Raw genomic sequence first — 14586 nt, forward strand, 5'->3', positions numbered from 1 at the left:
CCGAGCCGCTTACCTGGCCGGACCTTTGGTCCGCCGGCCGCGTCTCACCGCACCGGCCGGTGCCCGGGAGCGAGAGGAGCCACCCGTGTCTGACCGCGAGCTGCACTGCGACACCTGCGCGGGCGTCGTGCCGTTCGAGGCGCCGCCGTGCGGCGACGGGCACGGCGCCGACTGCCCGGAGCTGATCTGCACCGGTTGCGGCGCGGCCGTGGTGATCGCCACGTTCGCCTTCCGCGAGACCCGCCTGGCGAGCCGCCGCGCACCTCGCCGGCCCTCCCACGCCCGGGCCGCCTGACAGTGAGGATGTAGCGGTGGGGTCACCCGGCCTGGTCTGACTCTGCTCCCTCCCCCGGCGACGCCCTTCCTCCGCCACGCCCGTCCACGCCGGGCCCGTCCACGCCGCGCCCCTTGCGTGCACCGCCCCCGCCCCGCCCCCGCCCCGCCCTGCCCTGCCCTGCCCCGCCGGCCCAACCGTCCGACGCTCGTGATCAAGGAGTTTCTGTCCGCCTGGACCGCCGCGAGGGACACAAACTCCTTGATCACCGCCTGGTGATCGGGAGGTGGTGAGGGCTCTGCCATCCGAGGCGGCGGGCGGGGCGCGAGGCGGCCGGTGCGCGCCGGGTGCCAGGCCGACGCGACAAGCCAAGCGGGACGACGCTCTCGGCGAATGGAACTGTCGTATGGAACGCCGACTGACCCCGCCCGGGGGGTGATCATGAGGTTGCCGGGGACGAATAGGACCGCTGGTGCCGTCAACTTCATGATCGACGGGGCGAGGCCCAGGGCGGGAGAGCGCCTAGGGGATGGAACGCCGCAGGCCCGCGGCCCCGGATGCGGGGCGCGGGCCTGCGGCGGCGCTTCGGGTCAGTGCTCGGCGGTACGGCGGGTGCCCGAGTAGTACTCGAACAGCAGCCCGCAGGTGGCGAAGACGACCGCCACCAGGCCCAGTCCCAGCAGCCAGAACTGCCAGAACACCAGGCCGAGGCCGGCGATCGCGGCGGCCAGCGCCAGACCGAACGGCCAGTAGCTACCCGGGCTGAAGAAGCCGACCTCACCGGCACCGTCGGCGATCTCGCCGTCCGGCCGGTCCTCGGGGCGCAGATCGATCCGGCGGGAGACGAACCAGAAGAAGCCGCCGCACATCGAGGTGAGCAGGCCGGAGAGCATCAGCGCCACGGTGCCGATCCACTCGACCGCGCCGCTCTCGCCCCAGGTCCACAGCCCGTAGAGCATCGTGGCGCCGAACAGGAACACCGAAATGATGGTGAAGATCTTCCACTCGGTCTTCATGCCGAACCCCTCAGCTTCCCGCGCCGGCCGTCGCGTCGGACGGGTTGAAGTTGTTCGCGTCTCGCCGGGTGTCGAACGGCTTGGTCTCGGTGGCGTACTCCGGCTCACCGATGGCGCCGAGCGCCTCCTGGGTCGACTTGCCGGCCTTCTTGGCCGCCAGGAACTGGTCGTACCTCTCCGGCGAGACGACCCGCAGCTCGAAGTTCATGAAGGCGTGGTAGCTGCCGCACAGCTCGGCGCAGCGGCCGACGAACGCGCCCTCCTGGTCGATGCTGGAGACCTCGAACGTGTTGCGGATGTTGCCCGGCATGACGTCCCGCTTGAACAGCAGCTCCGGCACCCAGAACGAGTGGATGACGTCGCGGCTGGTCTCCTCGAACCGGATCGAGCGACCGCTGGGCAGCACCAGCACCGGGATGACCTCGCTGGTGCCGAGCACCGAGGCGACGGTGTTGGCGTCACGGCCCTGACCGTCGCGGTAGTTGAACTGCCAGTTCCACTTGAACGCCACGACCTCGACGGTGACGTCCGGGTTCCTCGACTCCTTCACCACGTCGGTCTGCACGACAGCGGTGTAGTAGAAGAGGACGGAGACCACGAGGATCGGCGCGATGGTGTAGAGGAACTCCATCGGCAGGTTGTAGCGGGTCTGCACCGGCAGCTCGTTGCCGCGCTTGCGGTAGCGGACCACGCACCAGAAGATCAGGCCCCACACGAACACGCCGACGGCGAGCGCCGCGATGCAGGACGCGATCCACAGGTCGTACATGCGGTGCGACTCGGGCGTGATGCCGCCCTGCGGCCAGCCGAAGCCGCCGAACGTCTTACCGACGTCACAGCCGGTGAGCGAGACCAGCAGCGCCGCCGCGCCGAGACCGAGCCCGGCGATTCGACCAGCACCACGCCGCCGGCGCCCACCGGCCCCCGGGGAAGCGCTGTGCCGTACGGCCGAGCGCCGTACCTCCGAACTCCTTGCGACCACCTGGTCCTGCCTCCCTAGCGCGCCGCGGCGGTTGTTCTCCCTGACACCGACGGCAAAGGCGTCACCGACGGTCGCAGATTACTCGACCATGACCGGCCAGGCCGTCTTGGGGTCGCTGTCCAACCCCATCGGGGGGATCTTGGGCGTAACCGGGCGATAGCGTGGAGCCTCATGAGCGTCTCCCCGGTCTACCTGGACGCCGCCAGCGCGGCACCGCTGCATCCGGTCGCGCGGCAGGCGCTGCTGGCCGCCCTGGACGACGGCTGGGCGGACCCGGCCCGGCTGTACGCGCCGGCCCGCCGGGCCCGCCGGCTCCTCGACGCCGCGCGGGAGGCCGCCGCGCAGACGCTCGGCGTCCGCGCCGACGAGGTGTCCTTCACCCCCAGCGGTACGGCGGCAGCGCACGCCGCCGTCCTCGGTGGCCTGGCCGGGCGGCGCCGGGCCGGGGCGACGCTCGTGCACTCGGCGATCGAACACTCGGCGGTGCTGCACGCCGCCCAGCGGCACACGGCCGGCGGCGGCGCGGCGGTGTCCGTACCCGTGGACCGGTCGGGCCGGCTGGACCTGGACGTCTGGGCGGCGGCGGTGGCCGCGCCCGGCGTTGCCCTCGCCGCCCTGATCGGGGCCAGTCACGAGGTGGGCACGGTGCAGCCGGTGCCCGCGGCGGCGGAGCTGTGCGCCGAGGCGGGAGTGCCGCTGTACGTGGACGCGGCGCAGCTGGCGGGCCGGGTGCCGCTGCCGTCGGGCTGGTCGGTGCTGACCGCCAGCGCGCACAAGTGGGGCGGGCCGCCCGGTGTCGGGCTGCTCGTGGTCCGCAAGGGCACCCGGTGGGAGTCGCCGTACCCGGCCGACGAGCGGGAGTCGGGGCGTACCCCGGGCGTGGTGAACCTGCCGGCGGTGGTCGCGGCGGCGGCGAGCCTGCGCGCGGCGGCGGCCGACGCGGCGGCGGAGGCGGCCCGGCTGGGTCCGCTGGTGGACCGGATCCGGGCGCGGGTGGCGGCCGAGGTGCCGGACGTGGAGGTGGTCGGCGACCCGGTGGACCGGTTGCCGCACCTGGTGACGTTCTCCTGCCTGTACGTCGACGGCGAGGCGTTGCTGCACGCGCTGGACCGGCGCGGGTTCGCGGTGTCCTCCGGCTCGTCGTGCACGTCGTCGACGTTGCGCCCGTCACACGTGCTGGAGGCGATGGGGGTGCTGTCGCACGGCAATGTGCGGGTGTCGCTGCACCGGGAGACCACCGAGGCGGACGTGGAGCGGTTCCTGGCCGAGCTGCCCGGGATCGTGGCGGACCTGCGGGCGGAAGCGGGGGTGACGGACCTGTGAGCGCGAGGAGTGAGCCGCTCCTGCGAGCCCCGCAGTCGCGAACGGAGACGGACCTGTGAGCGAGCCGGACGAGGTGCTGGACTGCCGGGGGCAGCGGTGCCCGCTGCCGGTGATCAATCTCGCCCGGCTGGTGCCCGGCCTGCCGCCCGGCGCGGTGGTGCGGGTGCTCGCGGACGACCCGGCCGCGGCGGTGGACATCCCGGCGTGGTGCCGGATGCGCGGCCACGAGTTCCTCGCCGAGCGCCCGGGCCCCGCCTACGACGTCCGGGTGTAAGGAAGGGCCCCCTCTTAACGCCTCGGGTAGAGGAAGGGCCCCTTGTTAACGCCCGGCGCGTCAGCGCAGGTAGGCGAGGACGCCGGGCAGCGGGTCGGCCACCACGGCGGTGTCTACCACCAGGCGCGGGCCGATCAGCGGCTCGTACTCGGCCCGGCGGCGCAGCGTCTGCTCCCAGGTGCCGTGCTCCTCGGGCGGGCGGGCCTCGACCCGGCGGCGATGCTCCTCCTCGTCGCCGCAGTGCACCTCGATCACCCGCAGCGGCACGCCCGCCCGCTCGGCCACGTCGTGCCAGAGACCCCGGGCGCTGGCGACCGGGTTCACCGCGTCGACCACCACGCTGAGCCCGAGGCCGAGCTGCACCTCGGCCAGCCCGGCGACCGCGCCGTAGGCGGCCATGCCGGGTACGTCGCCGGTGAGGCCGTAGCGGTGCAGGGCCCGCTCGACCGGGTCGACCGGCAGGACCGGGGCGCGCAGGGCGGCGCCGACCCGGGCGGCGAGCGTGGTCTTGCCCACGCCCGGCAGCCCGGCGAACGCGACGAGCACCGGGCCGCCGGAGCCGGGGCGGGCACCCGGGTCCACCCCTCCGGCCGGCACCGCCGGGCCGGTCACAGCAGGTGCGGCCGGACGTCCTCGGCGGCCACGTCACCGTACGACTCGGCGAGTCGCTTCACGAACAGGTCGCGGCGGACCTCGTACTCCTGGCCGCCGAAGTTCTCCAGCACGAGCGTGGCGAGCAGGCAGCCGACCTGGGCCGCCCGCTCCAGGCCGACGCCCCAGTCGAGCGCGGCGAAGAAACCGGCCCGGAAGCCGTCGCCGACACCGGTCGGGTCGACCGCCTGGATCTCCCGCGCGATCGGCACCCGGATCGTGCCGATCTCCCGGCCGGCGATCTCCACGCCCTGCTTGCCGAGCGTGGTGACCCGCACCCTGACCCGGTCCAGCAGCTGCTCGTCGGTGAGGCCGGCCTTGCTCTGCAGCAGGGACTTCTCGTACTCGTTGGTCATCAGGTAGTCGGCACCGTCGATGAGGCCGAGCACGTCGTCGCCGTCCATCCGGGCGAGCTGCTGCGACGGGTCGGCGACGAAGGAGTAGCCGCGGTCCCGGCACTCGCCGGAGTGCCTGATCATCGCGGCCGGGTCGTTGGCGCTGACCAGCACCAGGTCCAGGCCGCCGAGGCGCTGCGCCACCGGGGCCAGCTCGATGTTGCGGGCCTCGCTCATCGCCCCGGCGTAGAAGGAGGCGATCTGGCACATGTCGGTGTCGGTGGTGCAGACGAAGCGTGCCGTGTGCGCGACCTCGCTGACGTGCACCGAGTCGCAGTCGACGCCGTGGCGTTCCAGCCAGGAGCGGTAGTCGGCGAAGTCGGCGCCGACCGCGCCGAGCAGCACCGGGCGCAGCCCGAGCTGGGCCATGCCGAAGGCGATGTTCGCCGCGGTGCCGCCGCGCCGGAGCACCAGTTCGTCGACGAGGAAGGACAGCGAGACCTTGTCGAGCTGGTCGGCGATGAGCTGGTCGGCGAATCGGCCGGGGAAGCTCATCAGGTGGTCGGTCGCGATCGAGCCGGTCACGGCGATCTTCATGTCAACCCTCGGGGTCGGGAGCACGGCGCGGTCAGCCTACCGGCCCCCGGGCCGGGTGGACGGCGGTCGGTCACCAACCGGTCGGCCGGCGCACATCCGGACGTCACACACCCGGGGTACGACGAAGCGGCGGGCCGCCCCACCCGGGGACGGCCCGCCGCTTCCGGCCGGTCTGCCGACTCAGCTGAAGGAGTCGCCGCAGGCGCAGGAGTTGCCCGCGTTCGGGTTGTCGATGGTGAAGCCCTGGGCGTCGATCCGGTCGGCGAAGTCGATGGTGGCGCCGGCCAGGTAGGGGGCGCTCATCCGGTCGACGACGACCTCGACACCGTCGAAGTCGGTGACGACGTCACCGTCGAGCGAGCGCTCGTCGAAGAACAGCTGGTACCGCAGGCCGGAGCAGCCACCCGGCTGCACGGCGACCCGGAGCCGCAGGTCGTCACGGCCCTCCTGCTCGATCAGGGCCTTGACCTTCTGCGCCGCGACGTCGGTGAGGACGACGGTGCTGGGGGCCTTGGCCTCGGTCGACTCGGTCTGCGCTGGCGTGGTCACGTGGAAGTCTCCCTGCGCGGTATGAGGTCCGGACGTCCTGGCCAACGCGGTACGTCCGCCAGTGATTCCCGGTGTGGTCCGTCTGTCGATCGTACGCCGCCTCCGGCGTCACCACCCGGCGGCGTGACCAGCGGAACCGGTCAGCGGCTCCACTGCCGCGCCAGGCGGGCGCCGAGCGCGCGAAGACCTTCGGCCGGGCGGGTCATCGCCGCGTCCACTCCCCCGCGTTCCTCGCCGCCGAAGTGCTCCACGAGGCTGTGCGCCTCGGTGACGCCGGCCGCCGCCGCCTCCCGCCGCCCGGTGCTCACCCGTCCCGCCAGCACCACGCAGGGCACGCCCCGGTCCCGGGCCGCCCCGGCCACACCGGCGACCACCTTGCCGCGCAGCGACTGGTGGTCGAACGAACCCTCACCGGTGACCACCAGGTCGGCGGCGTCGAGCGCGGCGTCCAGGCCCACCGCGCGGGTGACCAGGCCGATGCCGGACTCGCACCGGCCGCCGAGCGCCAGCACCGCCGCGCCGAGGCCGCCGGCGGCGCCGCCGCCGGGCAGCGCGCCCAGCCCGGCCGGGCAGCCCGGCAGCCGCTGCGTCAGCACCTCCGCCCAGCGGGTCAGCGCGGCGTCCAGCAGCAGCACGTCGGCCCGGTCGGCGCCCTTCTGCGGGCCGAAGACACTGCTCGCGCCGTGCAGCCCCAGCAGCGGGTTGTCCACGTCGGTGGCGGCGACGAGCGTCGCGCCGCGCAGCCGGGGCTCTCCGTCGAGCGCGGCCACCCCGGCGAGCGCCGCGCCGCCGTACGGCAGGGCCCGGCCGGCGCCGTCCAGCGGCGTGACACCCAGCGGTACGAGCATCCCGGCGCCGCCGTCGTTGGTGGCCGAGCCGCCCAGCCCCACCACCACCGTCCGCGCGCCCGCCTCGACCGCGGCGGCGACGAGCAGCCCCAGCCCGTACGAGGTGGTGGCCTTCGGGTCGCGTTCGGCGGCGGTGAGCAGGTGCAGTCCGCACGCCTGCGCGCTCTCCAGGTACGCCGTGCCGTCGTCGGTGAGCAGGATCTCACCGGCGGCCGGGCGGCCCAGCGGGTCGACGGTGGGCACCGGCACCCGGCGCCCGCCGAGCGCTCCGGCGAGCACGTCGACGAACCCGGGCCCGCCGTCGGCGAGTGGCCGGACCAGCAGGTCGTCGCCGGGGGCGACGTCATGCCAGCCGTCGGCCACCGCGGCGGCCACGTCTGGGGCCGACAGCGTGCCGGCGAACTTGTCCGGACAGAGCAGCACGCGCATGCGCAGCAGTGTGGCAGGCCACATCCGAGGCGGCTGCGGCGCGGGCATGCTGTGGGACCATGGGGTCGTGACTTCGACCTGGGTTGAGCCGTCCAACACCGCCACGGCGCTGCTGCTTCTCGGCCGCGGCAGCGACACCGCCACCGAGCGTGGCGTGGAGTGTCCGGGTGATCTTCCCGCGCCGAGCGACCCCGATCTGGTGGCCCGCGCCGCCGCCGCGAAGGCGGCGCTCGGCACGAAGGTGTTCGTCCTGGGCCACCACTACCAGCGCGACGAGGTGATCCAGTTCGCCGACGTGACCGGCGACTCGTTCAAGCTGGCCCGGGAGGCGGCCGCCCGCCCGGACGCGGAGTACATCGTCTTCTGCGGCGTGCACTTCATGGCCGAGAGCGCGGACATCCTCACCTCGGACGCGCAGAAGGTGATCCTGCCCGACCTGGCCGCCGGCTGCTCGATGGCCGACATGGCGGTGCTGACGCAGGTCGAGGCCGCGTGGGACACGCTCACCGACCTGGGCATCGCGGCGGAGACCGTGCCGGTGACGTACATGAACTCGTCGGCCGACATCAAGGGTTTCGTCGGCCGCAACGGCGGCGTGGTGTGCACCTCGTCGAACGCCAAGCGGGCCCTGGACTGGGCCTTCGAGCAGGGCCGCAAGGTGCTGTTCCTGCCCGATCAGCACCTCGGCCGCAACACCGCGGTGCTGGAGATGGGCTTCTCGCTCGACGACTGCGTGCTCTACGACCCGCACAAGCCGGGCGGCGGGCTGACCCCGGAGCAGCTGCGCGACGCGAAGATGGTCCTGTGGCGCGGTCACTGCTCGGTGCACGGCCGCTTCACGCTCGACAGCGTGAACGACGTACGCGAGCGGGTGCCGGGCGTGAACGTGCTCGTGCACCCGGAGTGCCGCCACGAGGTGGTGAACGCCGCCGACCTGGTCGGCTCGACCGAGTTCATCATCAGGACGATCGAGGCGGCCCCGGCCGGCTCGGCGTGGGCGGTGGGCACCGAGCTGAACCTGGTACGCCGGCTCGCGCTGGCCCACCCGGACAAGCAGATCATGTTCCTCGACCGGGCGGTCTGCTACTGCTCGACGATGAACCGGATCGACCTGCCGCACCTGGTGTGGGCGCTGGAGGAGCTGGTCGCCGGGCGCGTGGTCAACCAGATCACCGTCGACCCGGAGACCGCCCGACACGCCCGGTCGGCGCTGGACCAGATGCTCGCCCTTCCGGGAGCCTGATCACCGTCGGTGACCTTGCTGGCACGGAAACGCACCGGACACCCCGGTTCGTGCCCTCGCTGGTGATGTGACCGATTCCATTCCCGTCACGGAGGGCTATGCTGCCGGGGCGACGACACACGCGGCCCGTTTTCCCATGACCGCGTTCCGGGTAGCGATGAACTTCGTGCGCCCATCACTAGACACGGCAGCACCCAACGCGCTGGAGGTTGCGTTGACCGACGACGTCCTGGTCGTACACGGAGGCACTCCGCTTGAAGGGCGGATCCGCGTGCGCGGCGCGAAGAACCTGGTGTCCAAGGCGATGGTGGCCGCCCTGCTGGGCGACACACCGAGCCGGCTGTTCGACGTGCCGCGCATCCGTGACGTCGAGGTGGTCCGCGGTCTGCTCGGCCTGCACGGCGTCAAGGTCAGCGACGGCGACGAGGAGGGCGAGCTCGTCTTCGACCCCACGAATGTCGAGAGCGCCAGCACCGACCAGATCAACGTGCACGCCGGGTCCAGCCGGATCCCGATCCTGTTCTGCGGCCCGCTGCTGCACCGGCTCGGCCACGCCTTCATCCCCGACCTGGGCGGCTGCCACATCGGCCCGCGCCCGATCGACTTCCACCTCCAGGCGCTGCGCGAGTTCGGCGCCACCGTCGAGAAGACCCCGGAGGGCCTGCACCTGTCCGCCCCGAACGGGCTGCACGGCACGAAGTTCGCGCTGCCGTACCCGAGCGTGGGCGCCACCGAGCAGGTGCTGCTCACCGCGGTGATGGCCGAGGGCGTCACCGAGCTGCGCAACGCGGCCGTGGAACCGGAGATCATCGACCTCATCTGCGTGCTCCAGAAGATGGGCGCGATCATCAAGGTGCACACCGACCGGGTGATCGAGATCCAGGGCGTCAAGCGGCTGCACGGCTACACCCACCGGCCGATCCCGGACCGGATCGAGGCGGCGAGCTGGGCGGCGGCGGCGCTGGCGACCCGCGGTCACGTAGAGGTGCTGGGCGCCCAGCAGGCCGACATGATGACCTTCCTGAACATCTTCCGGTCGGTCGGCGGCGAGTACGAGGTCACCGACCTGCGCCCGCCGCGCGGCGGCAGCCCGGGCCAGGAGGGCGGCATCCGGTTCTGGCACCCGGGCGGCGAGCTGAACGCGGTGGCGCTGGAGACCGACGTGCACCCCGGTTTCATGACCGACTGGCAGCAGCCGCTGGTGGTCGCGCTCACCCAGGCCCGGGGCCTGTCGATCGTCCACGAGACGGTCTACGAGCAGCGGCTCGGCTACACCGAGGCGCTGAACACGATGGGCGCCAACATCCAGGTCTACCGGGACTGCCTCGGCGGCACCCCGTGCCGCTTCGGCCGGCGCAACTTCAAGCACTCCGCGGTGATCGCCGGGCCGAGCAAGCTGCACGCGGCCGACCTGGTCATCCCGGACCTGCGGGCCGGGTTCAGCCACCTGATCGCGGCGCTGGCCGCCGAGGGCACCTCCCGGGTGTACGGCGTGGACCTGATCAACCGCGGTTACGAGGACTTCGAGGCCAAGCTGGCCGACCTCGGCGCGCACGTCGAACGCCCCTGACCGTCCCGCGTCCTCGATCGGCCGTGCCCGGTGCACCCGTGATGTGCACCGGGCGCGGCCGGTTGGCTACCCTTGCCGCGTGCCGTCGCTGTTTCGCCGCAAGTCCGCCGACCTCGTCGAGGAGTCCGTCACCACTGTGGCGACCGACGAGGAATCCGCCGCCGCCCGCCCCCGGGGCTACACGCCCAGCAAGAAGGAACTCGGGCAGGTCACGCCGAAGCGCCCGGTCGCCGGTCGCCGGCCGACCGGGCCGGCCAAGCCGCTGACCAAGGAGGAGGCCCGCGCGCAGCGCCGTGCCGCCCGCGCCGAGGCCGCCGCCGAGTTCCGCCGCGAGGGCGGCCCGCGTGACCGGGGCCCGGAGCGGCTGCTGGCCCGCAACGTGGTCGACTCCCGGCGGACGATCGGCACCTGGTTCTTCGGCGGCGCGCTGATCGTGCTGTTCGGCTCCAACCAGGCCATGCCGCCGATCGTGCGGCTGCTGTCGAACGTGCTCTGGGGGGCGCTGGCCCTCGGCGTGCTGATCGACTCGATCCTGATCTCCCGGAAGATCAAGCGGCTGGTCCGCGAGCGCTTCCCGAAGAGCACCGAGAAACTCGGCTCGCTCTACTTCTACGCGATCATGCGGTCGATCACGTTCCGCCGGATGCGCGCACCAGCGCCGCGGGTGAACATCGGCGACCAGGTCTGACCGGACCGGCCCCGGATCGGCCCCTTCCGCCCCGGTGGGCCGGTGACGTCCGGCGGGGAGACCGGACCACCGCCCGGCACGGCGGACGTACCGCGACGGGCCAGCAGCGGCAGGGGCAGCGCGGCGAGCGCGAGCAGCACCGGCAGCGGCGGGGTCGCCAGCACGGCGAGACCGGCGCCGAGGAGCGCCACCCGGCTGGCCTCCCGGTCGCGCAGGCTCGGCAGCAGCAGGGCGGCCAGCCCGGCCGGGAACGCGGCGTCGAGCCCCAGGGCGGCCGGAACCCGGCGCGGTACGGCTCGCCGAGGCGCACACCCCGCGCAGTGTCGAGCACGTCGCGGTCGCCGCCGGGCGGATGCGGGTCGGCCCGGGACCGACCCGGTCGTGCTGGAGCCGGGCGACTACGCCACCTTCCCGGGCGACATCCCGCACCGGTACGAGGCGCTGGCCCCCGGCACCTTCGCCGTACTCGTCATGGAGCATCCATGAGCGCGGCCGGGGCCCGGTAGAGCCGGGCCACCACCTCCTCGATGTCCGGCTCGACGATCGAGATGTCCCGCAGCGTGGTCAGTCCGGCCAGCCCGGCCATCACCTCGGCGACGCTCGCCCGCTCCAGCGCGAAGACCAGCCGCCGCCCGTCCGCCTCCACCCGCTGCACCGGCGCGCCGGGCAGCACCGGCGGTTCGGGTAGCGCCGCGTCCAGCTCGGCGACCACCATCCGGCGCGAGCCGTACCGGCGGTGCAACTCGGCGATCGACCCGTCGTGCACCACCCGCCCGTGGTCGATCACCACGAGCCGCCGGCACAGCCGCTCGATGTCGGCCAGGTCGTGCGTGGTGAGCACGAGCGTGGTGTCCCCGGCCCGGCCCAGCTCGGCCAGGAAACCGCGTACCGCCTGCTTGCTGACCACGTCCAGGCCGATCGTCGGCTCGTCCAGGAACAGCACCTCCGGGCCGTGCAGCAGCGCCGCGGTCAGCTCGCCGCGCATCCGCTGACCCAGCGAGAGCTGCCGGACCGGGGTGTCCAGGAACGCGTCCAGGTCGAGCAGGTCCCGGCAGCGGGCCAGCCGGGCCGCGTGCTCGCCGGCGCGCACCCGGTAGACGTGCCGCAGCAGGTCGAACGAGTCCCGCAGCGGCAGGTCCCACCAGAGCTGCGAGCGCTGCCCGAACACCACCCCGATGCGCAGCGCCAGCCGCGTCCGGTCGGCCACCGGCCGCAGCCCGCACACCCGGGCCCGCCCCGCCGACGGGGTCAGCACGCCGGTGAGCATCTTCAGCGTGGTCGACTTCCCGGCGCCGTTCGGGCCGATGCAGCCGAGCATCTCGCCGCGCTCCACCCGCAGGTCGACCCCGTCGACGGCGGTCACCGTCCGCTTCTCGCGCCGCAGCGGCCCGGCCTTCACCCGGACCGTGAACTCCTTGCGCAGCCCATCCATCTCGATGACGCTCATGACCCCGTACTCCGGTAGTGACGGACGCCGACGCGCCAGGCCAGGGCGGCCAGCGCCGCCGCGACCACGGCGACGCCCGGCGCGGCCCAGCCCGCCCAGGACGGCAGGCCGAGCGGGTCGGCGCGGCCCAGCAGCGCCAGCGCCGGGTGGTAACTGACGAAGGCGAACCCCATCCCGTACGCGAACAGCGCGCGGAACCAGCCGCCGTAGACGGTGATCGGGTACGAGGTGAAGTCGCGACCGCCGTAGGTCACCGCGTTTGCCAGCTCGCCCGAGTCGACCCAGTAGAACGACACGGTGGCGGTCATGACGAAGACCGAGCCGAAGAAGATCGCGGCGGCCGGCGGGGCGGCCACCGCCAGCGCGACCCGCCCCGGTGTCCAGTCGATGTCGGCCGAGACGAGCGCGAACAGCAGCACTGCGAGCCCGAACACGGCCCGGGACAGCTTGCGCAGCGGCAGGTCCATCAGCAGCAGTTGCGGCAGCGCCCCGAGCGGGCGCACCAGCACGGCGTCGAAGAGGCCGGTGCGCACGTACCGGGGAAGCCGTTCGATGTTGCCGACCAGCAGGTCGGCGGTGGCGAAGCCGCACGACGACAGGCCGACCACGACGAGCGTCTCGCGCAGCGTGAAGCCGCCCAGCTCCCGCGTCACACCGAAGATCACCAGGACGGTCACCACGTCGAACACGGTGGCGCCCACGTTGCCGACCAGGTCCACCACGAACGACGTGCGGTACGCCGCCTGCGAGCGCGCCTGCGCGCCGAGCAGCGCCCGGTACGCGCGCAACCCAGCCAGATCAGCCACCCCGGGCGCGCTGCCGCGCTCAGCCACCCCGGGCGCGCTGCCGCGCTCAGCCACCCTGGACCACCAGGCGGCGCTCGGCGCGGCGCTGGACCAGCCGGCACAGGGCCAGCAGCAGCACCGCCCAGCCGGCCTGCACACCGATCAGGGTGAGACCGGTGGACATCGGCTCCCGCTCGACGAGCACGTCCAGCGGCACCTGAAGGATGCTGGGGAACGGCGTGGCGTACCGCAGGACCGCCTCCAGCGGGCCGGGCAGGAAGCCCAGCGGGAAGTAGAGCCCGGCCAGCACGCCCGAGCCGAGCGTCCACAGGATCATCGGGCCCCGGACGTCCTGCAACCAGTACGCGGTGGCGTTGACCAGGTAGCGGCAACCGAAGCAGACCACCACCGCGAGCAGCGCGGAGAGCAGGAACAGCGGCACCGTGGCCCAGTGCCGGGGCAGGTACACCGCGAAGAAGAACGGGCCGACCACCAGCGGCGGCACCAGCCGGGCCAGCGACGCGAACCCGGCCCGGCCCAGGTCGGTGGCGAGATAGCTGGTCACCGGGTGCACCGGCCGCAGCAGGTCGGCGGCCACCTCGCCGGTGCGGATCCGGTCGGCCAGATCGGTCCAGCCCCAGATGGCGATGACCGCCAGCAGCCCCTGCCCGGCCCAGACGAACGTGGCGAGCTGGGCCCTGTCGTACCCGGCCACGGTGCCCGCCGCGCCGGTCGCCGCGAGGAAGACGTAGCAGCGTAGGAAGCCGAACACGGTGTTTGTGCACAGCCCCGCCACGGCGGCCTGCCGGTAGGTCGCGTGCCGCCGGAACCCGGCCGCCGCGATCGCGCCGAATGTCCGAAACCATGGGGTAACGTGTGCGCCGGTGGGCGGTGCCACAGTGGCGGTGACCGAGCCCACGCCGTTACCCTCCTTCCGCAGCCACGACGTGCTGGACCGGGCGACTGTACCGGCATGTCCGGCGCCCCAGCGCGAGATTTTCCGATGAGGTGACACCGCCGTGAGCGAGCGACGCGAGCCGGCCCCGGGGCCGTGCCACGCGAGCGGCGGGAGGGGTTGCCGATGAGTGGCTGGGGCAGCTGGCGCGAGCCAGCCGAACCGGCCTGGGCCGCCGAGCCCACCCACGAATGGCAGCCGCAGTTCCCCGGGCAGCGCTACCCCGGCGACATCGGCATCGAGAACCTGACGCCGCGCCCGCGCGCCGTGGTCGGCCGCGCCGAGGTACGCCCGGTCAGCCCCGCGCCCGGCGAGGACGCGCACCCGGTGAGCCCCGCCGGTGCCTGGCCCTCGCGGGACGAGAGCGGGCGGCCGGTGAGTCCGGCCGGTCCACGTGACGCCCACCCGGTCAGCCCGGCCGGCGGTCATCCGGTCAGCCCGGCCGGTCCACGCGGCGCGTACCCGACCAGTCCGGCCGGTCCACACGGTGCCTACCCGACCAGTCCGGCGGTCCCGCCCGGCGCATACCCGACCAGCCCGGCCGGGCTACGGGGCGCGCATCCGGACGGACCGGCAGGACCACGCGGCGGGCACGCAGACGGGCCGGCCGCCTCGCGCTG

General features: G+C 73.5%; 16 protein-coding genes. 6 read left to right on the forward strand and 10 right to left on the reverse strand.

Features of this window, described 5'->3' with window-relative positions:
• Nucleotides 1-85: 85 nt before the first annotated feature.
• Nucleotides 86-295, forward strand: coding sequence for a hypothetical protein (locus C569_RS0108415; protein WP_018785352.1), 210 nt, complete (start codon nucleotides 86-88; stop codon nucleotides 293-295).
• Nucleotides 296-864: 569 nt separating this feature from the next.
• Here C569_RS0108415 and C569_RS0108420 read toward each other — a convergent pair.
• The gene (locus tag C569_RS0108420; RefSeq protein ID WP_018785353.1) at nucleotides 865-1290 is read right to left on the reverse strand and encodes a cytochrome c oxidase subunit 4; all 426 of its coding nucleotides are present in this window, start codon (nucleotides 1288-1290) and stop codon (nucleotides 865-867) included.
• A 10-nt stretch (nucleotides 1291-1300) separates the two neighbouring features.
• Nucleotides 1301-2272, reverse strand: a complete 972-nt coding sequence (coxB, locus tag C569_RS0108425) for a cytochrome c oxidase subunit II (RefSeq protein ID WP_018785354.1) — start codon at nucleotides 2270-2272, stop codon at nucleotides 1301-1303.
• 171 nt (nucleotides 2273-2443) lie between these two features.
• Here coxB and C569_RS0108430 point away from each other — a divergent pair, with 171 nt between their 5' ends.
• Nucleotides 2444-3595, forward strand: coding sequence for a cysteine desulfurase family protein (locus C569_RS0108430; protein WP_018785355.1), 1152 nt, complete (start codon nucleotides 2444-2446; stop codon nucleotides 3593-3595).
• Nucleotides 3596-3650: 55 nt separating this feature from the next.
• On the forward strand, nucleotides 3651-3869 hold the full coding sequence (locus C569_RS0108435) for a sulfurtransferase TusA family protein (RefSeq protein ID WP_018785356.1): 219 nt from the start codon (nucleotides 3651-3653) through the stop codon (nucleotides 3867-3869).
• Nucleotides 3870-3929: 60 nt separating this feature from the next.
• Here C569_RS0108435 and C569_RS0108440 read toward each other — a convergent pair whose 3' ends face one another.
• From C569_RS0108440 to C569_RS0108455, 4 genes are all read right to left on the reverse strand, one after another.
• Nucleotides 3930-4481, reverse strand: coding sequence for an ATP-binding protein (locus C569_RS0108440; protein WP_018785357.1), 552 nt, complete (start codon nucleotides 4479-4481; stop codon nucleotides 3930-3932).
• Nucleotides 4478-5452 (reverse strand): carbohydrate kinase family protein, encoded by a 975-nt coding sequence (locus C569_RS0108445; protein ID WP_018785358.1) that lies wholly within the window; start codon nucleotides 5450-5452, stop codon nucleotides 4478-4480. Before C569_RS0108445 ends, C569_RS0108440 begins: the two co-directional genes overlap by 4 nt.
• A gap of 180 nt (nucleotides 5453-5632) precedes the next feature.
• On the reverse strand, nucleotides 5633-6001 hold the full coding sequence (erpA, locus tag C569_RS0108450; protein WP_013287705.1) for an iron-sulfur cluster insertion protein ErpA: 369 nt from the start codon (nucleotides 5999-6001) through the stop codon (nucleotides 5633-5635).
• 140 nt (nucleotides 6002-6141) lie between these two features.
• Nucleotides 6142-7302, reverse strand: a complete 1161-nt coding sequence (locus C569_RS0108455; protein ID WP_026267867.1) for a glycerate kinase — start codon at nucleotides 7300-7302, stop codon at nucleotides 6142-6144.
• A 43-nt stretch (nucleotides 7303-7345) separates the two neighbouring features.
• Here C569_RS0108455 and nadA point away from each other — a divergent pair, with 43 nt between their 5' ends.
• From nadA to C569_RS0108470, 3 genes are all read left to right on the forward strand, one after another.
• Complete coding sequence (nadA, locus tag C569_RS0108460; RefSeq protein WP_018785360.1) at nucleotides 7346-8521, forward strand: quinolinate synthase NadA; 1176 nt, start codon at nucleotides 7346-7348, stop codon at nucleotides 8519-8521.
• A 214-nt stretch (nucleotides 8522-8735) separates the two neighbouring features.
• A complete protein-coding gene (gene murA / locus C569_RS0108465; protein ID WP_036345331.1) occupies nucleotides 8736-10091 on the forward strand; it encodes a UDP-N-acetylglucosamine 1-carboxyvinyltransferase in 1356 nt (451 codons plus the stop codon).
• Between the two features lie 79 nt (nucleotides 10092-10170).
• Nucleotides 10171-10779 (forward strand): DUF3043 domain-containing protein, encoded by a 609-nt coding sequence (locus C569_RS0108470; RefSeq protein WP_018785362.1) that lies wholly within the window; start codon nucleotides 10171-10173, stop codon nucleotides 10777-10779.
• Here the strand turns inward: C569_RS0108470 and C569_RS34160 are convergent.
• The 4 genes from C569_RS34160 to C569_RS0108495 form a co-directional block, all read right to left on the reverse strand.
• Nucleotides 10701-10970, reverse strand: a complete 270-nt coding sequence (locus C569_RS34160; protein ID WP_018785363.1) for a hypothetical protein — start codon at nucleotides 10968-10970, stop codon at nucleotides 10701-10703. The genes C569_RS0108470 and C569_RS34160 overlap by 79 nt on opposite strands.
• A gap of 278 nt (nucleotides 10971-11248) precedes the next feature.
• Complete coding sequence (locus C569_RS0108485; protein WP_018785365.1) at nucleotides 11249-12226, reverse strand: ATP-binding cassette domain-containing protein; 978 nt, start codon at nucleotides 12224-12226, stop codon at nucleotides 11249-11251.
• Nucleotides 12223-13023: an ABC transporter permease gene (locus C569_RS0108490; protein ID WP_155945513.1), complete on the reverse strand. Its 801-nt coding sequence runs from the start codon at nucleotides 13021-13023 to the stop codon at nucleotides 12223-12225. The genes C569_RS0108485 and C569_RS0108490 overlap by 4 nt, the downstream gene beginning before the upstream one ends.
• A gap of 55 nt (nucleotides 13024-13078) precedes the next feature.
• The gene (locus C569_RS0108495; RefSeq protein WP_018785367.1) at nucleotides 13079-13930 is read right to left on the reverse strand and encodes an ABC-2 family transporter protein; all 852 of its coding nucleotides are present in this window, start codon (nucleotides 13928-13930) and stop codon (nucleotides 13079-13081) included.
• Between the last annotated feature and the right edge of the window lie 656 nt (nucleotides 13931-14586).

Origin of the sequence: Micromonospora sp. CNB394 (assembly GCF_000374985.1) — a bacterium.
Taxonomy (GTDB): domain Bacteria; phylum Actinomycetota; class Actinomycetes; order Mycobacteriales; family Micromonosporaceae; genus Micromonospora; species Micromonospora marina.